16 protein-coding genes are annotated in these 18,937 nt (G+C 48.1%); 10 read left to right on the plus strand and 6 right to left on the minus strand.

Annotated elements, in window-relative coordinates; translation table 11 throughout:
- The first annotated feature begins 57 nt into the window (after positions 1–57).
- On the plus strand, positions 58–2,439 hold the full coding sequence (locus tag EHQ17_RS03285) for an NHL repeat-containing protein (RefSeq protein ID WP_135595400.1): 2,382 nt from the start codon (positions 58–60) through the stop codon (positions 2,437–2,439).
- A gap of 379 nt (positions 2,440–2,818) precedes the next feature.
- Here the strand turns inward: EHQ17_RS03285 and EHQ17_RS03290 are convergent, their stop codons facing one another.
- From EHQ17_RS03290 to metK, 3 genes are all read right to left on the minus strand, one after another.
- A complete protein-coding gene (locus EHQ17_RS03290; RefSeq protein ID WP_135595500.1) occupies positions 2,819–3,139 on the minus strand; it encodes an ATP-dependent Clp protease adaptor ClpS in 321 nt (106 codons plus the stop codon).
- Positions 3,140–3,273: 134 nt separating this feature from the next.
- Positions 3,274–4,236 carry a transketolase family protein gene (locus EHQ17_RS03295; protein WP_135595399.1) on the minus strand — a complete coding sequence of 321 codons (963 nt, stop codon included), beginning with the start codon at positions 4,234–4,236 and terminating at the stop codon, positions 3,274–3,276.
- Between the two features lie 5 nt (positions 4,237–4,241).
- Positions 4,242–5,402 carry a methionine adenosyltransferase gene (gene metK / locus EHQ17_RS03300; RefSeq protein ID WP_135595398.1) on the minus strand — a complete coding sequence of 387 codons (1,161 nt, stop codon included), beginning with the start codon at positions 5,400–5,402 and terminating at the stop codon, positions 4,242–4,244.
- Between the two features lie 189 nt (positions 5,403–5,591).
- Here metK and EHQ17_RS03305 point away from each other — a divergent pair, with 189 nt between their 5' ends.
- The 3 genes from EHQ17_RS03305 to EHQ17_RS03315 all read left to right on the plus strand — a co-directional run bounded on the left by EHQ17_RS03305 (position 5,592) and on the right by EHQ17_RS03315 (position 9,245).
- On the plus strand, positions 5,592–5,990 hold the full coding sequence (locus tag EHQ17_RS03305; protein ID WP_135595397.1) for a ParB N-terminal domain-containing protein: 399 nt from the start codon (positions 5,592–5,594) through the stop codon (positions 5,988–5,990).
- Between the two features lie 221 nt (positions 5,991–6,211).
- Positions 6,212–7,030 (plus strand): major surface lipoprotein LipL32, encoded by an 819-nt coding sequence (gene lipL32 / locus EHQ17_RS03310; protein ID WP_135595499.1) that lies wholly within the window; start codon positions 6,212–6,214, stop codon positions 7,028–7,030.
- 457 nt (positions 7,031–7,487) lie between these two features.
- A complete protein-coding gene (locus EHQ17_RS03315) occupies positions 7,488–9,245 on the plus strand; it encodes an acyl-CoA dehydrogenase family protein (RefSeq protein WP_135595396.1) in 1,758 nt (585 codons plus the stop codon).
- 53 nt (positions 9,246–9,298) lie between these two features.
- On the opposite strand, the gene EHQ17_RS03320 is transcribed toward EHQ17_RS03315, so the two are convergent.
- Positions 9,299–9,958 (minus strand): oxidoreductase, encoded by a 660-nt coding sequence (locus EHQ17_RS03320; protein WP_135595395.1) that lies wholly within the window; start codon positions 9,956–9,958, stop codon positions 9,299–9,301.
- Positions 9,959–10,085: 127 nt separating this feature from the next.
- Here EHQ17_RS03320 and EHQ17_RS03325 point away from each other — a divergent pair, with 127 nt between their 5' ends.
- Entirely contained in the window at positions 10,086–11,432 is a 1,347-nt protein-coding gene (locus tag EHQ17_RS03325) for an adenylate/guanylate cyclase domain-containing protein (RefSeq protein ID WP_246057354.1), read from the plus strand.
- 688 nt (positions 11,433–12,120) lie between these two features.
- Positions 12,121–12,675: a MepB family protein gene (locus EHQ17_RS03330; RefSeq protein ID WP_135595393.1), complete on the plus strand. Its 555-nt coding sequence runs from the start codon at positions 12,121–12,123 to the stop codon at positions 12,673–12,675.
- Between the two features lie 446 nt (positions 12,676–13,121).
- Here EHQ17_RS03330 and EHQ17_RS03335 read toward each other — a convergent pair whose 3' ends face one another.
- Entirely contained in the window at positions 13,122–13,466 is a 345-nt protein-coding gene (locus tag EHQ17_RS03335) for an Mpo1-like protein (RefSeq protein WP_135595392.1), read from the minus strand.
- Between the two features lie 62 nt (positions 13,467–13,528).
- The gene (locus EHQ17_RS03340) at positions 13,529–15,058 is read right to left on the minus strand and encodes a deoxyribodipyrimidine photolyase (RefSeq protein ID WP_135595391.1); all 1,530 of its coding nucleotides are present in this window, start codon (positions 15,056–15,058) and stop codon (positions 13,529–13,531) included.
- Positions 15,059–15,403: 345 nt separating this feature from the next.
- Here EHQ17_RS03340 and groES point away from each other — a divergent pair, with 345 nt between their 5' ends.
- The 4 genes from groES (at position 15,404) to EHQ17_RS03360 (ending at position 18,673) form a co-directional block, all read left to right on the plus strand.
- Positions 15,404–15,694, plus strand: a complete 291-nt coding sequence (groES, locus tag EHQ17_RS03345; RefSeq protein WP_135595390.1) for a co-chaperone GroES — start codon at positions 15,404–15,406, stop codon at positions 15,692–15,694.
- A 14-nt stretch (positions 15,695–15,708) separates the two neighbouring features.
- The gene (gene groL, locus EHQ17_RS03350; protein ID WP_135595389.1) at positions 15,709–17,346 is read left to right on the plus strand and encodes a chaperonin GroEL; all 1,638 of its coding nucleotides are present in this window, start codon (positions 15,709–15,711) and stop codon (positions 17,344–17,346) included.
- Between the two features lie 105 nt (positions 17,347–17,451).
- Positions 17,452–18,123 (plus strand): SIMPL domain-containing protein, encoded by a 672-nt coding sequence (locus EHQ17_RS03355; protein WP_135595388.1) that lies wholly within the window; start codon positions 17,452–17,454, stop codon positions 18,121–18,123.
- A gap of 52 nt (positions 18,124–18,175) precedes the next feature.
- Positions 18,176–18,673, plus strand: coding sequence for a DUF1579 domain-containing protein (locus EHQ17_RS03360; RefSeq protein ID WP_135595387.1), 498 nt, complete (start codon positions 18,176–18,178; stop codon positions 18,671–18,673).
- The last annotated feature ends 264 nt before the right edge of the window (positions 18,674–18,937 follow it).

An 18,937-nucleotide genomic window follows, 5' to 3' on the forward strand; every position in this document is an offset into this window, starting at 1 on the left:
ACTCCGTTCGTTCGGAAATTTCTTGCAGATTCCGTTTCGAGGAATTAATTTCTTTCTATGGTACGAACCGTCGTGTCCCTCGTATTGATTTTCTGTTGTCTGGGATGTTCGCAGTCGATTTATAATCCTGCAATTCCGTTTTCAGACGCATGGTTCCGGCAACAGATCCTTGTTTGTTCGTTGGGTTCCTCGTTCGGACTATTGGGAAATCGTTGTATTTATCCGAACGCGATCGGTCAAAACGACGTATATACGAATTGGAACGCACGTTTCGGCACCTCGAACGCAAGGATGAACTTATCCTTTCACCCGCTTACCGGTTTACGGGAACGCGTCTTACTATCGGAGGAATCCAGCGGTCGTGTGCGGATTTGGAACGGTCCGTCTTCCGTTTTAAACGCGATTCCCGACGCGGTCTTAGGTGTTGCCGATCCGGATACTACTTCCTTTTTCAACAACCTTCGACCTCCCGAAGCGAAGATCATCGGTGGAGCACACAGCGCCTGTAGTTGCGGCGGACAAATTTTCGTAACCGATCCAGTCTTCCATCGAGTTCTGGTTTGGAACGAACCGGTTTACGGAGTTTATCCGAGCGCCTCCTTCGTGATCGGCCAACCCGATTTCCAATCCTCCGCCGCAAATCACGGAGGATTGGGATCGAAATCCTTGAACCAACCGGAAGGGATCGATTGTTTTCGGGATCGTCTTTACGTGGGAGATTCCTTAAACGGAAGAATTCTCATCTATTCCCTTCCCGTCTTGTCCAACTTTCCGGAGGCCGTCGGAATCCTGGGTAAGTCTTCGTTTACCGATTCGAGCGCGGGGGTTCCCTTGCAGAATCGGGTCGGCAACCGTCTCTCGGATATTTTCGTCACGGAGGAAGCCTTGTATCTCGCGGACACGATCAACTATCGCGTGTTAGGTTGGAATCGTACCGCGCTTACCGACGGAGCGCCCGCCAAATTCGTCTTAGGACAAACAGACTTTGTTTCTGGAGGAATTTCAGCACCGAGCGCGAACACGCTCAGTTCTCCGTCTTCCGTTTTTGCGGGTGAAGGAAGGTTGCTCGTTTCGGATTCCGACAACCATCGTATGATCGGTTTGAATACGATTCCCGATCTGAGCGGCGCTGACGTCGTAGGAGGGAACTTCGATTTTATCGTAGGACAAAACACCGCGGCCGACGGCTCCGCAAACGGAGGTTTGATTTCGATCGGAGCCTCCGGTCTAAACCGTCCTTCCGGAGGATTTTTTTTCGGAGGGGGATTGTATGTCATGGACGGAAGTAACAGAAGGATCAACCTCTGGAACAAAAACTCGCTTTCGTATACGGGAACCGAGTTCGTCCCGGCGGATCGGATCTTCGGACAAAATAAATCCACGACGGATTTCGACAACAACGGAAATTCAAGAATCGACGCCTCTCATCCCGTATCCGCGGCCTCGGATGGAACACGTCTCTATGTTTCGGATAATTTGAGAAATCGGATTTTGGTTTGGAACCGGCTTCCTCTGGAAAACGGAGTCGTTCCGGATTTCGTATTGGGACAACCCGATCTGAACGCGGATCAACCAAACGCGGGAGGTTCTGTAGGTCCTCTCACGTTCAACCGTCCCGGAAAAATCAAAATCGCCGGGGGAAAATTCCTGGTAGCGGATCAATCCAACGAACGCGTGTTAGTCTGGGATCATCCCCCGACCCATCCGGCGGACGCCCCTACCTTGGTGCTCGGCCAACCTAATTTTACTACCAATACTCCGCTTCTTTCTCCCACGGCGGATTCCACCGGTTCTCCCATCGACATGGATACGGATGGAACGAAGTTAGCCGTGGTAGACACACGATTTTCCCGCGTGATGATTTGGAATACCTTTCCTACGACCGACGGGGCTTCCGCCGACGTGGTCGTAGGCAAACTCGACTTTTTGGACAACAGCGCCGCCGGACCTCCGGACGAATTCAATTTTCTCGACGCAAACGGAGTTTTGTTGTACCAGGGGAAGTTGATCGTTTCCGACGGAGAAGGAGTGCGAATCAAAATCTGGAATCGGATTCCGACGGTAAATCATTCGCCCGCGGACCTCGTGCTGGGTCAACCCGACATGAACACCGCGATTCCGAACAACGGTCTGGGTTCGCTTCCATCGTTCGTAAACGAGCGATCGTTGACGTTTCCATATTTCCCGTTTCTACTTAAGGATTCATTTGCGGTCGTGGATCTTGCGGGCAATCGGATCCTGGTTTGGGATACGTTTCCTACCGCGAACCACACACCCGCAAACCGGGTCATCGGACAAACGAATTTTTATACCACATACGCCAATCCGAACGGAATCGGACCCTATTCCCTAAGCGCTCCGGCGGGAGGGTTTTACGAAAAAGAAAGACTTTGGATCGTGGACGCATTCAACTTTCGAATCGTCAGTTATCCCTATTGAAAAGAATCGGTAGCGAAGTTTCGAAGTTTATGAGATTCTAAATTTACCCATCGTTTCGAAGTTTATGAAATTCTAAATTTATCCATCGTTTCAAAGTTTATGAGATTCTAAATTTACCAATCGTTTCGAAGTTTATGAGATTCTAAATTTACCAATCGTTTCGAAGTTTATGAGACTCTAAATTTATCCATCGTTTCGAAGTTTATGAGATTCTAAAATTATCAATTGTTTCGAAGTTTATGAAATTCTAAAATTATCAATTGTTTCGAAGTTTATGAAATTCTAAAATTAGCGCTGCGGCAAAGTTGACCCCGGAATCGAATGAGAAAAAACGGAACGTGCACACAAAAACCGGCGAAACAGAAGTTCAAAAGACCGACTAACGTTCCAGAGTAGCGCTCATAGAACCTTTGGAGTTGGACATCCTAGGATCGGCTCCGTAGGTCAGAATCCGTTCCTGCACGTGTTCCGCGTGTTCGAATTCACCCGAAAAAACGACGGTTCGTTTTTCCTGATCCACTTGGACCGCGTGTAAAAATGCCTTTTCCACGGACATCGTACAGATTTCCACGAGCATTTCGATCACGTATTCGTAGGTATGTTCGTTGTCGTCCCAAAGGACGACCCTCCACGGTCCGCCCGTGGATTTGGTGGAATCTTCGGTGATTTCGTTCAGGTCCGGAGTTTGTGTGCTTGCCATCTCGCCCATCGTATCCGAAACGGTTTCGTACGGAATTCGTTCGGAAGAGGAAGACCTCTCCACCCCGCGCTTTCTTTTCCTTTACAAAAGAAAAAGCACCCACGAAACTCCGTTTCGTTCAAGCCGCCCGATTTTTACTTTTTAAGTTGAATCGCCTTTTTTGCGGTTTCCACGATATTCCCGGAACGCAATCCGAAATAGTCTAAAAGTTCTTTCCAAGTTCCGGACTTTCCGAATTGGTCTTTCATTCCCACTTTCAGGACCCGAACCGGATATTCCTCGGATAAAAATTCGCTCACCGCAGATCCGAGACCGCCGATCACGTTGTGTTCTTCGCAAGTGACCACGGCTCCGCATTGTTTCGCGTATTTTAAAATCGTTTCCTTGTCGATCGGTTTGATCGTAGCCATATTCAAAAGGGTCGCTTCGATTCCTTCCCGGGAGAGCGCTTCCACCGCCTTCATCGCCTCGTTTACGATCACCCCGTTTGCGATGACGAGAACGTCTTTTCCCTCTCGCATCACTTCCGCTTTTCCGATCGCAAAGGAATAGTTTTCCCTTTCGATCACGGGAACGTTCGGACGACCGACTCGAACATAGACCGGACCTTTATAATCCGCAATCGCATGAATGACTTGTTTGCACTCGTTGTAATCCGAAGGACAGATCACCGTCATTTCCGGAATGGCGCGCATGATCGCAAAGTCTTCGATACACTGGTGGGAAGCTCCGTCTTCTCCTACCGTAATTCCACCGTGAGACGCCACGAGTTTTACGTTTAAGAACGGATAAACGACACTGTTTCGGACGACTTCCCAAGCCCTTCCCGAAAGAAACATGGCAAAGGAAGACGCAAACGGAACCAAACCCGAAAGAGCCAAACCCGCCGCATGACCGACTAAGTTCTGTTCGGCGACTCCCACGTTGAAAAAACGATCCGGATAACTTTTTGCAAACTTATTGGTTTTGGTGGAACCGGAAAGATCCGCGTCCAAAACCACTACGTCCGGACGGGAAGCGCCCAGTTCAAACAATGCGTCTCCGTATCCGTCCCGGGTCGCTTTTTCGGTCGCGGTGGCTGTGCTCGGCGCTCCCATGGATCTTAACCCTTCAACGCCGCGGCTTTGTCGGTTTCTTCCCAGGTAAAGGTGGACCCTTTTCTACCGAAGTGACCGTAAGAAGCCGTCTCTCTGTATTTTCTTCCTTTTTCCAAAAGTTTGAGAGATTCGATGATTCCTCTCGGGGTCAGTTTGAAGTTGGCTCGGATGCGTTTTACCAATTCGTCCTCGCTGACCTTGCCCGTGCCGAACGTATCCACGTGAACCGAAACCGGCTCCGCGACCCCGATCGCGTACGCGAGCTGCACTTCGCATTTGTCCGCAAGACCGGAAGCGACTACGTTCTTCGCGATATAACGTCCCATATACGCCGCGGAACGATCCACTTTGGAAGGATCTTTTCCGGAGAATGCGCCTCCTCCGTGTCTTCCGTAACCGCCGTACGTATCGACGATGATCTTTCTTCCGGTGAGACCGGCGTCTCCGTGCGGTCCTCCGATGATGAACTGACCCGTCGGGTTAATAAAATATTTCGTATTCACGAGAAGGTTGGCGGGAATCACTTTTTTGACGCACTCTTCAATGAGAGATTCTTCGATCTGTTTGTGGGTCACATCGGGAGAATGTTGAGTGGAAATCACGACCGTGTCGATACGAACCGGTTTTCCGTCCTTGTATTCCACGGTGACCTGCGACTTTGCGTCCGGTCTTAAGAATTTCAATTTGTTGCCGTGTCTAAGTTCGGCTAAGTGTTTTACCAATTCGTGGGAATAATAAATCGGCATCGGCATGAGTTCCGGCGTTTCATTGATGGCAAAGCCGAACATCAGACCTTGATCGCCCGCACCTTGCTCCTTAAAGAGACCTTCTCCTTCGGTAACTCCTTGAGAAATATCGGGGCTTTGCGCGTGAACGTGAGCGGAAACGACAGCGAAATCAGCGTCGAACCCCATCGTAATATCGTTATAACCGATGTCGCGGATCACGTTTCTTGCGATTTCCTGCGCGTCTACTTTACCCTTACTTGTAATTTCTCCGGCGATGACGACGAGATTGGTGGTTACCAGAGTTTCGCAGGCTACTCTGGATTTCGGGTCTTGTTCGAGATACGCGTCGAGAACCGCATCGGAAATCTGATCACAAACCTTGTCGGGATGACCTTCCCCTACCGACTCCGATGTAAAAATAAAATCTTTTAAAGACATCTGTTCTTCCTGATGGATGTGAGTGACCGGACCGCTTCAACGCCGAACCCGCCCTGATCCCAAAAACCCGCGCGTTCGTAGGGTGTCAAGAAGATCCAAACTATGTTCCTTTGGGATTCCGGAACAAATTGAACCTTCATAGAAAGAATTGAATTGAACACAAAGGCCCCCCGAGCAATTTGAGAAACAATGAAAATTCGAGTCTCGGACATCAAAGTAAAGAATCGGATCCGCAAGGATCTAGGGGACCTTCGTCCTTTGAAAGAATCCATTCAGAAGTTGGGATTGTTACATCCAATCTTGATCGATCTGGACAATACCTTGATCTCCGGAGAAAGAAGACTGGAAAGTGTACGAATGCTCGGATGGGAGTATGTGGACGTACGGATCGTGGATATTCGCGATAAAAAAGAAAGAGTTCAGATGGAAGCCGAGGAAAACAATATCCGTTTGGAGTTTACCGCCCAGGAACAGGAGCGTGTTCAGGAGCTGTTGGCGAGGTATTCATACACAACCATCTTTGGAAGAATTTTTGCATTGATTCTCGACTTTTTAGATTGGCTCAAACGGTTTTTTCAAAAAAAGTAAAGACGACCGAATTTCCAAACCGGATCACACAAACGTTTGTGCGTATTTCGAAACGCCGTTCGTCCCGATTTTTTTTTCGAACTAAGGCCCCGACTCGTAAATGGCCTCCTATCCTTCAGGCACTGATAGAAATTGTTCGCTTTCAGGCAAAAAATTATCCAATATTGATTTACAAAAAGTTCCGGACTTCATACCGTGATTTTCCTAACCAAGGAGAGTCTATGAAAAAACTTTCGATTTTGGCTATCTCCGTTGCACTCTTTGCAAGCATTACCGCTTGTGGTGCCTTCGGTGGATTGCCAAGCCTTAAAAGCTCTTTCGTTCTGAGCGAGAGCACAATCCCAGGGACAAATGAAACCGTGAAAACGCTTCTTCCCTACGGGACAGTAATCAACTATTATGGTTACATCAAGCCAGGACAAGCGCCGGACGGTTTAGTCGATGGGAGCAAAAAAGCATACTACCTCTACGTTTGGGTACCTGCTGTGATCGCTGAAATGGGAGTTCGTATGATTTCCCCAACAGGCGAAATCGGTGAACCAGGCGATGACGATTTAGTAAGTGACGCTTTCAAAGCTGCGACTCCAGAAGAAAAATCAATGCCAAGCTGGTTTGATACCTGGATCCGCGTAGAAAGAATGTCAGCTATTATGCCGGACCAAATTGCAAAAGCTGCGAAAGGAAAAGCGGTTCAAAAATTGGACGACGACGATGACGGGGACGATACTTACAAAGAAGAGAGACACGCAAAGTACAACTCTCTTACAAGAATCACCATCCCTAATCCTCCGAAATCTTTCGACGAACTGAAAAACATCGACACTAAAAAACTTTTAGTGAGAGGTCTTTACAGAATCTCTTTCACCACCTACAAACCAGGTGAAGTGAAAGGATCTTTCGTTGCATCTGTTGGTCTGCTCTTCCCACCCGGTATTCCAGGTGTGAGCCCACTGATTCACTCAAATCCTGAAGAACTGCAAAAACAAGCAGTAGCAGCTGAAGAGTCTTTGAAAAAAGCTGCAGCTGACGCAACTAAGTAATTCGCACACGCGACTTATAAAGTTGATTTAGGTAAAAGCCACCGAAAGGTGGCTTTTTTTTGTGTTCTCGCTGCGATCGAATTCGAAAACGCTCTCACAAGAAGAATGAAAATCGGTTTCGAAGCAACGGCCCAAGTTTTAACTTCCCTCTTACTGTTTAACTTTCTCTCTTACTGTTTCGCTTCCCTCTTTTTGCCGCTGAAAACTACATTCTAAAATTAAAATATACGGAAAGTTCGGAAATTTTAGGTGGAAAAACCCGCACGATCGTCTTAAAATCGAATCCTCGTCTTAGGTTTGGATCGCCGTTTTTCCCCGTTTCGGAGTGAAACGATCGGACGGAAATTTCCAAACGACGTTCGATAGGAAAGAATTTCTGTTTCCAACGCGGAAAATCGGATTCTTTCTGACCTAGAAACGAAAATAATTCGAACAAACGTTCACAAAGGACAACGAAATGATCGAGAACAATTACTTTTTGGACAACCAGGATCTTTTGGAAAATTTCCGATCCATCGTGGATTGGAAGGAAATCATAGACGGATTTGAGGGAGATTTCCGGGATCATAAGGAATATCAGAAAAACGGACACGAAGAATTGTCCATGGCCCCGGGCTCCTACGAAGACGCATTAGAATATTATAAATCGATTTTAGAGTCCGGAGGTGATATCGCCGGTAAACAGATCGCACCACTCGCAAAGGATATGGATCTGGAAGGTTTAAAGTATTCCTCCGGAACGGTGACGTTTCCCGAAACCATGAAACGAGGAATCAACCAGGTCAAGGAAGCAGGAATTCTGCCATACAGCATCGGAAGAAAACACGGAGGATTGGGAATTCCGGCGACCGTACAAACGATGATGATGGAACTTTTCTCCCGCGCGGACGGCTCCTTTGCGATCGCACTGGGATGTCTCAATCTCGCGGAAACGATCGAACGTTTCGGATCCAAGGAGATGATCGACGAATACGTTCCGAAAATGGCGAAAGGAGAACTTTTCGGAGCCATGGCCCTTACCGAACCCAATTACGGATCCGATCTTCCCAATCTGCAAACGAAAGCGGTAAAGGACGAAAACGGGGTCTGGCGTCTAACAGGCGCTAAACGATTCATCACACACGGATGCGGTTTCGGAGAGATTCCCGCGGTGATTTTGACCCTCGCGAGGACGGGAACTCCTACGAGCGGAGCGAGAGGGCTTTCCTTTTTTCTGGTGAAAAGCGAGGACGTATTCATCGCCGGAATCGAAAAAAAGATGGGATTACACTGCTCTCCGACCTGCGAAGTCGTCTACGAAAACACTCCCGGAATTCTGATCGGAGAAGAAGGATACGGTTTGGTGCGTTATTCCATGGCGATGATGAACGGAGCCCGTCTGTCGATCGCGGCTCAGGCGATGGGAATCGCGACTGCGGCTTATACCGAAGCGAAAAAATACGCTTCCGAACGCGAACAATTCGGCAAAACCATCCAGAACATCCCGGCGGTAAAAAAGATGTTGTCCTCTATGGACCGTGAGATCGCCGGAATGCGCGCCGTTTTGTTCGAGGCGTCTCGTTCGATCGATTTGTATCATTGGAAATCCGAACGAATGAAAGAGGAAGGAATCGACGACCGGGAAATCAAAAAGGACGAAGGCGTGAAAAAATGGGAAAAGCTGGCAAACCTCTTTACTCCATTATCGAAATATTATATTACGGAACTTGCAAATAAGATCGCCTACGACGGTTTGCAGATCCACGGGGGCGCCGGTTTCACATACGACTACGACATCTCTCGGATTTACAGGGACGTTCGAATCACGAACATCTACGAAGGAACCACCCAACTTCAGGTGGTAGCGGCGATCGGAGGAATCGTATCCGGGATGTCCGCCAAAGGGCACCTCCGTCAATATTTCGACGAAGAGTTGTCCCGTTTTGCGCCTTCGACCCAGCTTTTGGAGAACAAGGAATCACTGGAGAAAATCGTGGAATCGTATTCCGCGATCGAAAATTCTTTGCTGCGGGACGAAGTCGCTTTTGAAGTGGTTCAATCCACGGCACGCGTTTTAATCGGCCTACTTTTGGAACGCGGAGCTTCCCGACTCAAGGCGGACGCCAAGGACAAACGGGAACGTCTCGCCAGGGAATACAACGCGGAATCGAAATCGATCCTCGCGGCGAACACGATCGAAATAGAAAATCGAAGGGGAGTTCCCGCGTTAGCGTAAAACGAAGCGCCGATAAGCCGAAGAATTCCTCTTTCGCTTATCGGTTTCTTTTTTTAGTTCGCTCCTATGGATTCGATCCGGTCCGATTCGAGGACGCGCACTCCGGATGGATTTTTTTCCGCGATCCGCAACATGGCCTTGGCCACGGTTCTTCCGTGAATGGATCTGTATTTGCGGATTCCTCCGAGTAGAAACGGATTGATCAGCTTCGCCAAAAGATGGCCTGCGGTTTCCCCGGCTCTGAATTCCTCACGTTCTCCTTCCAACAAAGAAGGTCGGAAAATTCCTAAGAACGAAAATCCGATCGTTTCCAGATCCCGCTCCGTTTCACCTTTGATTCGATTGTAGAATACGAACGACTTCGGATCGGCTCCGAGTGCGCTCACGAGTAGAAAGGAAGAAGCGCCTTTTTCCTTGGCGAGTTGTGCCGTTTTTAAAACGAAATCGTGATCCACACGTTTGAAATTCTCCCGATTTCCCGCTTTAGAAATGGTCGTTCCTAGGGAACAAAAAACGTCCGTAATACCGGAAGGTAGATCGGAACCGGTCAACGTTTCGAAATCACGAACGATTTCTTTCGCACCCGGGACGACGCCCTTTCTGCGAACGAGCGCGTAAACCTCGGAATAATTTCCGGAAGCAAGAGCCTCTTCGACCAAATACCTTCCGATCAGACCGCTCGCCCCGACGATCAAAGCTGCTTTATGACTCATTTCCCTCATCCCTCTTTCGAAACTTTCCGGAAAGGTTCGTCCGCACTTGATTTTACGAAAGAATTTTTTTTTCAAAAGCGGCGACTCTCTTCGGAATGGATTGATCTCGAAACCGGAAATTTCTATCTTGAACTTTGTGAATCCATTTCAATCGATCAAAAATGCGCTTGGGATTCTGGATCGTAAGTCGATGCCCGAATCCGTTTTAGAAGTGCTGAACGCGGAAGAGCGGCATGGAATCGTAATCACCAACTACTTCCGTTATCTGATCTCTTTTTTTTTCGCGATTCAGGTGATCGCCAACTTAGAAGCCGGCAGTAAAACGACGAATCTCATCGCTCTTAGCGTTTACGTTCTTTTGACGGTGACACACACGGTCGTGATTCGGACTTGCCCGACTTCGGTGATTTCCTTCTTTAATTATCTGACTCTGTTCGCCGAATACGTTTTGATTCTTCTGATACTGTTGTATTATACCTTTGCCACTCCGAATGTTGATCTGGGGTTCACCCTAAAAAATCCGATCAATCTTTTTTTTCTGTTCCCCATCATCTATTCCCTGCTTCAATTCAGAATTCGTTTTGTTTACATCGGTCTTTTCAGTTTCTACACGATCTACTTTACGATTTTTTGGATCGCCTTGCAATACGGGAACCTCAGCTTCGCGTCCCATTGGGGAGAATACGTAAGCGGACCGGCCGTTTTGTTGGAGGATATCGTCACCGGCAAACCCGGTTTGTTTTTTTGTTTTTCCGCGGTGATTTCGATGGGAATTTACAGAACCGTTTCGATGGTCCGCAGAATCGGAATCGCCGAAGGACAAAAGACGGAACTCTCCCGTTATTTTTCCCCGAAAATAGTGAACGAGATGATGGACAATCCGAAGTCGCTGCAGAGCGGAAATCGTCAGATTGTGAGTATTCTTTTTTTGGATATTCGAAATTTCACCTCCATGTCCGAAAATATGGATCCGAAGGATTTGAGCGAACTTCTATCAGAATTCCGTAATATTATGATGGAGTGCGTTTTTGAAAACAACGGGACCTTGGACAAATACATCGGGGACGCTGTGATGGCGACGTTCGGAACCCCTCATCCGTCGCCTTCCGCGGAAGTGGACGCGAGAAACGCGGTAGGCTGCGGTGTTATCATGCAAAAACGTCTTTCCGAATGGAATTTTCAGAGAAAATCCGAGGGGAAAATTCCGATCAGTATCGGTATTGGAATTCATACCGGAGAGGTCTTCGCTGGAAACATCGGCAACGAACTTCATCGGGAATATACCGTTATCGGAGACGCCGTGAATACCGCTTCTCGGATCGAATCTCTTTGTAAGGTTTTAAAAAAATCGTTTTTGATTTCTAAAGACACCATGGAGCTGTTAGGCGGCAAATACACTCTCAACAGAATGCCTCGCGTCAAGGTGAAAGGTAAGGAAGAACCGCTCCAAGTTTACGAGGTCATGTGGAGTTGAGCGACCCATAGGGAGCGAAACTGTCACGAGCCGCGGAGCGAGAGCGAGTGACTCTCCTGCGAAAAGCAGGAGATCCTACATCCACAAAAGCGGACATCCCGACGCCGAGCGAGAGCGAGTGACTCTCCTGCGAAAAGCAGGAGATCCTACATCCACAAAAGCAGATATCCTACCGCGGAGCGAAAGCGATTGACTCTCCTGCGAAAAGCAGGAGATCCTACATCCACAAAAGCGGACATCCTACCGCGGAGCGAAAGCGAGTGACTCTCCTGCGAAAAGCAGGAGATCCTACATCCACAAAAGCGGACATCCTACCGCGGAGCGAAAGCGAATGACTCTCCTGCGAAAAGCAGGAGATCCTACATCCACAAAAGCGGACATCCTACCGCGGAGCGAGAGCGAGTGACTCTCCTGCGAAAAGCAGGAGATCCTACATCCACAAAAGCAGACATCCTACCGCGGAATTCCTACACGCGGTTTCGGGCTTGCATTTTATACGATTTTGTGATAGGAAAAAATCCTCCGACTTTTTCCCACCACCTCTCCTCCTCCACCCAATTCAGGGTGGGGCCGCAGCATTTCACGGACGAATCGTCGGAATTACGACTCGAAGACAGAATAGCCGTTCGCGTCAGAACGAGAAGATTCTGATTTCCAAAGCGACAAGAACGATCAGGATGACGATTGAATGAAGAAAAAACGATCGATTTCGAACGCAGTTCCTCCGAATTTACGCGAGCTCAATTCTCTCTTTTGGAGAAATTACGCTTTACAAATCGATGATTATCGAGTGGAAGAAGAAAGCGTCGAGTACAATGCCGCTCATATTCAAGTGAAAGAAAAAAGGATCGTATTTCGAACGGGAAAAATCACCCCCAAAAAAAAGGGCATGTTCGTCACGCTTTGGAAAAGGGACAAAAACGGAAATACGATCCCGTATCATAAAAATGATCCGATCGACCTTGTAATCGTCGAAACGAAAAAATCCGATCGGATCGGATTTTTCATCTTTAACAAAAAAATTCTTACGGAAAAAAGAATCATCTCGAACGAAAAAGAAGGAAAAAGAGGATTTAGAATTTATCCTCCCTGGGAAAAGACGAACAATGCGCAGGCGGCGAAATCCCAACTTTGGCAATCACTGTATTTTTTCGAAAACCAAAGAGCGAGTCAGGAGGATCGACTTCGTTTCCTGGAATTCACGGGTCTCAAAGAAGGCGAATCTACCTCTAAACGACTCTAATTTCTTTTATTACGTTAGACGAAACCTCTAACTTCCTTCCACAAACTTAGCAGGCGTGTTGCTCGGCGAACGCAGTAGTAGATCCAACCTCGGCAAAAGCAGGCGGCCCCACCGTAGATCAGATCATCGAGCGGAATTCCTACAAGGCATTTTCGGGCTTGCATTTTATACGATTTTGTGATAGGAAAAAATCCTCCGACTTTTTCCCACCACCTCTCCTCCTCCACCCAATTCAGGGTGGGGCCGCAGCATTTCACGGACGAATCGTCGGAATTCCGACCAAAAACCGGACAAAAAAATCGAACTTTTACGGAATCGTTTTTTATGTTCTCTAAAATCGGAAGATAGGGTCCGGGCTGGGAATCGAACAGAATTTTCCCGGAGAGGGGGTAGCGAAAGACGCAACGCGTCTGAAGCGAGGGGGAAACTTCCCCCACCGAATCCATTTATTTTTTTCCGATCTTTTCCAATTCCTTACCGATTTGTCCGGTGAGAATATAAAAATACATCACCCAGTCTCCGAGAAAGGATTTGAATGGATACGTAAACGTAGCCGGGCGATTTTTCTCGACGAAAAAATGACCGATCCACGCGAAAAAATAACCGGAAAACAAGGCCGCTAAAATATAAAACGGATTTAGATTTACGATCGCAGTCAAAATCCATCCGATTGCAAACGACGTTCCGATAAAATGAAGGGCACGATTTACGGGATGCGCGTGTTCCCCCAGATAAAAAGGCCAGAATTCCTTGAAAGTGGTATACGTCTTAGGTGCGGTTTCCGATGTCATAAACCGTTCCTCCTCTTTTTCTCCGATCCTAACCGCCGCGGACGCAAAATGCAAGCAAAGATTCAAAACAAACCTGTCTCTCCGGTTTCCAGTTCGCGGATATAATCGAAATACTCCTGCAACTTGAATTTTTTCGCGGTCGAATCCGATGACATATAACGTATGTTTCCGAACACGTTCCTCTCCGGAAACCAAGGCCGATCAAACAAACCGAAACACCACAAAATCCCCGTATACGAATTCGGATCCCTTCCGTCATACGCGTATTTGTTGTTAAAATCCTCGAGGATCTCGAACGCGGTTTCGTAATCGCTCGTCCATTCGATCACTTTTTTTCCCCAGAGCATCCGCAGATAATTCTGCATACTTCCCGAAAGGACGAGTTCTTTTTGAGCCGCGTTCCAAACCGGGTCGTGCGTTTTTGCGTTCTCCAATTGTTCCTTCGTATAAAGATACGGACGCACGTCGTTTCTGTGATAATCCAAATTCTTTCGGACCCAATCGGGAAGCGAGTTCAAATCCTTTCGAAAGGACGGTTCGTTCCAAAACGCAAGAAAACCGACGTCCCTCCAAGTGACGAGTTCGTCCAAAAAGGAATTCACGTTTTCGTCCGGATGAAAATAACCTTCCCGTTTATTTTTGTTCTCCGGAACGATCACTCCCGGATTCCAACCTCCCTCCAGATTCCAATCCAACGCTGCGCAGACGGTTTCCTCCTGGGAAATGTGTCCGAAGTGAAGATACGGGGACAAAAAGGAGGAATACGAATCCTCCGGTCTCTGCGGTCTGCTTCTTTTCTCCGCATATCCGCCTAATCCATGTTTCACGAACCGTTTCAGAAGTTTAAGACCTTCCGACCTTCCCCCTTTTTTTTCGGAAACGGGAAGAACCTCCGGACAAAGAAAATTCGTTTTTTTGCATATACTTTCGATCGTGTCCGGTCCCGGAAAATACCAGCGTACCGTATACAAGGGAGAATCCGGATTTTTTGCGAGCCAGGATTCTCCTTTCGGAGAATACGGTTTTTCCGGTTTGGAAGAGGATACGTTCGGCCAAGAAAGCGGAAACAACCTGTGGATCCTCGGCCTCAAAATTCTCGCGGCGGAAACGGATTCCCCGTATTGCGAAAGCGGTAGGATGGAATTGGAATCCACCGCAAGGAGTTTACATTCCAGTTTTGCCGAAATCCCTTTCAACAGATCCGGTACGATATAACAGGGATAATCGTCCGTGACTACGAGCGAGGCGTTTGCCGCGATTTTTCCCAAAACCTCCTGGATCGGATTGTCCGGCGTTTCGACGAACGCGCGATAGACGAACCCGAGTTTCTCCGCGTCTTTCGCATTCGCTTCCATCCCTTCCAAAAGAAAACGATGCAACCGAGGCGAACTCCATGGATAATCCATCTTCAAAGGTTCGTAGATTAGAAGTTCTTTCTGATATTTTTTCGAAACATGGATTGCATAATCCAAAGAATGATTCCAGGCAAGCCGGCGGGCTGTGGACATCCAATACAAGACGAAAGCCCCCTCTTCCCGAACCGGCTTTTGATTGAGGTCCCGTACTCGGACCAAGTTTTCTTTGGAAAACATTCCCACTCCCGAACGAAGATTTTGTCGTTTCTTAGACGGAAATCAATTCGCCCCAACCCGGGATTTTACGGATCTCGAAATTTCGATCCACAAAAATCGACACGAAATCCTCGTTTGAATTTTTTCTCCGTTTCATCGCCGGATTCTTTTTTCGCTAAAATCCTCCGCTTGATTCCTCCAATCCAAGGGTTTTCCCCTCGAATTCGAATTTTACTCTGATAAATTTTTAGCACTCTACCCACGAAAGTGCTTGATTGTTGGGAACCGGATTTTTTTAATGGGAAAACGAAGTAAGCACTCTTCCGTTTTAAGTGCTAAAACACATTATTTGCAAGGAGTTAGTCTATGGCATCGATTAAACCTCTGGGTGACAGAGTCCTCGTAGAACCAAGACAAGAAGCCGAGGAAAAGATCGGTAGCATTTTCGTTCCTGATACCGCGAAAGAAAAACCGCAAGAAGGTAAGGTTGTGGAAGTAGGAAGCGGCAGATACGAAGACGGGAAACTCGTTCCTCTCGAAGTGAAAGCCGGCGATACCGTTCTTTACGGTAAATATTCCGGTACAGAAATCAAATCCGAAGGCAAAGAATACCTCATCATCCGTGAGAGCGACATTCTCGCCGTCGTTAAAAAATAATTTAGGAGAGTATCATGGCTAAAGAAATAGAATACAACGAAGCGGCGAGACGCAAACTCCTCGAAGGCGTAAACAAACTCGCCAACGCCGTAAAGGTGACCCTCGGCCCGAAAGGTCGTAACGTAGTCATCGATAAAAAATTCGGAGCGCCCACCATCACTAAAGACGGCGTCACCGTTGCGAAAGAAATCGAACTGGAAGATTCCCTGGAAAACATGGGAGCGCAGATGGTAAAGGAAGTTTCCACGAAGACCAACGACGTCGCCGGAGACGGAACCACAACCGCTACGATTCTCGCGCAATCCATCATCAACGAAGGTCTGAAAAACGTAACCGCCGGAGCGAATCCGATGTCCCTCAAACGAGGAATCGACAAAGCGGTGGCCGCCGCGGTGGAAAGCATCCAAAAAAGAGCCGTTAAGATCGAAAACAAAAAAGACATCGCCAACGTGGCGACGATCTCCGCGAACAACGATACGACGATCGGAAATCTGATCGCGGACGCGATGGACAAAGTCGGTAAGGACGGAGTCATCACCGTGGAAGAAGCGAAGTCCATCGAAACGACGTTAGACGTCGTGGAAGGGATGCAGTTCGACAGAGGATATATTTCTCCGTATATGGTGACCGACCCCGAGTCCATGACGGCGACTTTGAACGATCCGTTCATCCTTATCTACGACAAAAAAATCTCCTCGATGAAGGACCTGATCCACGTTCTTGAAAAAGTGGCGCAAGCGGGAAAACCTCTCGTCATCATTTCCGAAGAAGTGGAAGGAGAAGCGCTCGCGACTATCGTTGTCAACACTCTCCGTAAAACCATTTCCTGCGTCGCAGTTAAGGCGCCCGGTTTCGGCGATAGAAGAAAGGCGATGCTCGAAGACATCGCGATTCTTACCGGAGGACAAGTGATCTCCGAAGACCTCGGAATGAAACTCGAAAATACCACTCTCCAAATGTTAGGCCGCGCGAACAAGGTGACCGTGGACAAAGAAAACACCACGATCATCGAAGGCAAAGGTCAAACCAAGGACATCCAAGGAAGAATCGGTCAGATCAAAAAACAGATCGAAGACACTACTTCCGAATACGACCGCGAAAAACTCCAGGAAAGACTGGCGAAACTCGCGGGTGGTGTCGCGGTGATTCACGTAGGAGCCGCTACCGAAGTCGAAATGAAAGAGAAAAAAGCCCGTGTGGAAGACGCTCTTTCTGCGACACGCGCGGCAGTGGAAGAAGGAATCGTTCCCGGTGGGGGACTCACACTTCTGAAAGCGCAAGAAGCGGTATCTTCCTTAAAACTCGAAGGGGACGAGGCTACTGGTGCGAAAATCATCTTCCGTTCTTTGGAGGAACCGATTCGTATGATCACGAACAACGCAGGTCTGGAAGGATCCGTGATCGTGGAACACGCGAAAGGTAAAAAAGGAAACGAAGGTTTCAACGCCCTTACCATGGTTTGGGAAGACCTCGTCGTTGCAGGAGTCGTGGACCCGGCGAAAGTGGTTCGTTCCGCGCTTCAAAACGCGGCTTCGATCGGTTCGATGATCCTTACCACAGAGGTGACGATCACCGATAAACCGGAAAAAGACGCTCCAAACCCGATGGCGGGAATGGGCGGCGGCATGGGAGGAATGGGCGGAATGATGTAAATCATCCGAACGTTCGCGTTTCCAAACGCAAAGGCGGCGGGGAGAATTTCCTCGACCGCCTTTTTTTGTTTTCAGGGAAGCAGAAGTCCGAAAACATTCCGAAACATGATCCGAACAAAAATTGCAACCCTACTCCTCTTGTTTCCCGTTTTGGGAATTTCCTCCGAATCCAAACAAACGATCTCGGTCTCCGGCAACGGAACCGCACTCGTAGAAACCGATTACGTACAAATGACCTTCGCCATAGAAGTGGAAGATCCGAGCGCCAAAACCGCGCAGGAAAAAAATCTGCAAAGAGCGGCTAACGTGATCCAATCCCTCTCCAAGGAATTTAAAATTTCTCCCAAGGACATTTACACGACGGATTACACGTTACAAAGACAGTATCTCGAGGAAGGAAAACAAAGACCGTATCTCGCCTCTTCCGGAATCCTATTGAAACTCAGAAACCTCAAACTTTATAAGGATCTTCTTTTGGAAATCCAAAAGTTGGGAGTCAACCAGGTAAGCGGGATCGAATTCAAATCCGATTCCACGGCACAACAGGAAAAGGAAGCGTTGACCGCGGCCTACCAAGACGCCAAGGACAAGGCATTGGTTCTAGCCAATACTCTGGGAAAAAAGGAAGTAAACGCGGTGAAGATCGTGGAATCCGACTCCTCCGTAAACCCCCTCGTAGTCTATCAAATGAAGGGAAGACCGGAAGAATCCTCGCCGATCTCGGTCGGAGAAAGAAAGATCCAAGCAAAGGTCGTCGTGGAATTCGAAGTCCGATAGGAATCGTAAATTCTCTTGATTTTTCTCCGACTTGCAGTTCCACTTTCGCTTTATGAGTACGGCAAAATTCGAACAAAGCAAACGGGAAGGAGTTCATAAGGAATTCGAAACCCTAGTGGGAAACTGGAAAGGAGTCGCGCAGATGATGTTCGAAGAGAACAAAATCGCCGACGAATCCCCGATCTACGGAACGATCCGTACGATCTTAGGGGGAAGATTTCTTCTGCACGAATACAAAGGAAGTTACGGAGGAGAACCTCTCGAAGGAATCGCGATCTACGGATATCATATCGACAAAAAAAGATACGAGTCCGCCTGGATCGAAAGTTTCGGAATGGGAACGGGAATCCTTTTTTCGGTAGGAACTCCGAGCGCAAAGGATTGGTCGTTTACCGGTCACTACGGCGGCGAAACCCCCGAAACCAGTTGGGGCTGGAGAACGAACATCGAACTCGACGGAAACGACAAACTCGTCCTTTTTTCCCAAAACCTCCGTCCCACGGGAGAAAAGGCGGGAGGCGTCCGCATCCTCTACGAAAGAATCATCTAAACACCGTGACCTTCGTTTCGAGACGGACTTCGAACGGTGCGTTTCGTACCCGACTGCGAGCGTTTCTCTTTTTTAGATCCACGAAAAATCGGTTTCTCCCGGCTTCGTCCGAACGAAGACGGGTATCGCTCGCGTCGTAGAAATAAGAGGAACACGAAAACTACGAACACGACTTGGATTCCCGATCAAAAATTAATTTCCAGCCCGATCGGAAAGTGCGGAATCCGAGGAGGATATGTTCCCGGAAAAAAAGTTTTGGAACCT

It is taken from the genome of Leptospira gomenensis, assembly GCF_004770155.1.
Classification (GTDB): domain Bacteria; phylum Spirochaetota; class Leptospiria; order Leptospirales; family Leptospiraceae; genus Leptospira; species Leptospira gomenensis.

Excerpts from the sequence above, each read along its gene's own strand:
- EHQ17_RS03285 (WP_135595400.1), top strand. The coding sequence starts at position 58 with ATGGTACGAACCGTCGTGTCCCTCGTATTGATTTTCTGTTGTCTGGGA.
- EHQ17_RS03290 (WP_135595500.1), bottom strand. The coding sequence starts at position 3,139 with ATGGCAAGCACACAAACTCCGGACCTGAACGAAATCACCGAAGATTCC.
- EHQ17_RS03295 (WP_135595399.1), bottom strand. The coding sequence starts at position 4,236 with ATGGGAGCGCCGAGCACAGCCACCGCGACCGAAAAAGCGACCCGGGAC.
- metK (WP_135595398.1), bottom strand. The coding sequence starts at position 5,402 with ATGTCTTTAAAAGATTTTATTTTTACATCGGAGTCGGTAGGGGAAGGT.
- EHQ17_RS03305 (WP_135595397.1), top strand. The coding sequence starts at position 5,592 with ATGAAAATTCGAGTCTCGGACATCAAAGTAAAGAATCGGATCCGCAAG.
- lipL32 (WP_135595499.1), top strand. The coding sequence starts at position 6,212 with ATGAAAAAACTTTCGATTTTGGCTATCTCCGTTGCACTCTTTGCAAGC.
- EHQ17_RS03315 (WP_135595396.1), top strand. The coding sequence starts at position 7,488 with ATGATCGAGAACAATTACTTTTTGGACAACCAGGATCTTTTGGAAAAT.
- EHQ17_RS03320 (WP_135595395.1), bottom strand. The coding sequence starts at position 9,958 with ATGAGTCATAAAGCAGCTTTGATCGTCGGGGCGAGCGGTCTGATCGGA.
- EHQ17_RS03330 (WP_135595393.1), top strand. The coding sequence starts at position 12,121 with ATGAAGAAAAAACGATCGATTTCGAACGCAGTTCCTCCGAATTTACGC.
- EHQ17_RS03335 (WP_135595392.1), bottom strand. The coding sequence starts at position 13,466 with ATGACATCGGAAACCGCACCTAAGACGTATACCACTTTCAAGGAATTC.
- EHQ17_RS03340 (WP_135595391.1), bottom strand. The coding sequence starts at position 15,058 with ATGTTTTCCAAAGAAAACTTGGTCCGAGTACGGGACCTCAATCAAAAG.
- groES (WP_135595390.1), top strand. The coding sequence starts at position 15,404 with ATGGCATCGATTAAACCTCTGGGTGACAGAGTCCTCGTAGAACCAAGA.
- groL (WP_135595389.1), top strand. The coding sequence starts at position 15,709 with ATGGCTAAAGAAATAGAATACAACGAAGCGGCGAGACGCAAACTCCTC.
- EHQ17_RS03355 (WP_135595388.1), top strand. The coding sequence starts at position 17,452 with ATGATCCGAACAAAAATTGCAACCCTACTCCTCTTGTTTCCCGTTTTG.
- EHQ17_RS03360 (WP_135595387.1), top strand. The coding sequence starts at position 18,176 with ATGAGTACGGCAAAATTCGAACAAAGCAAACGGGAAGGAGTTCATAAG.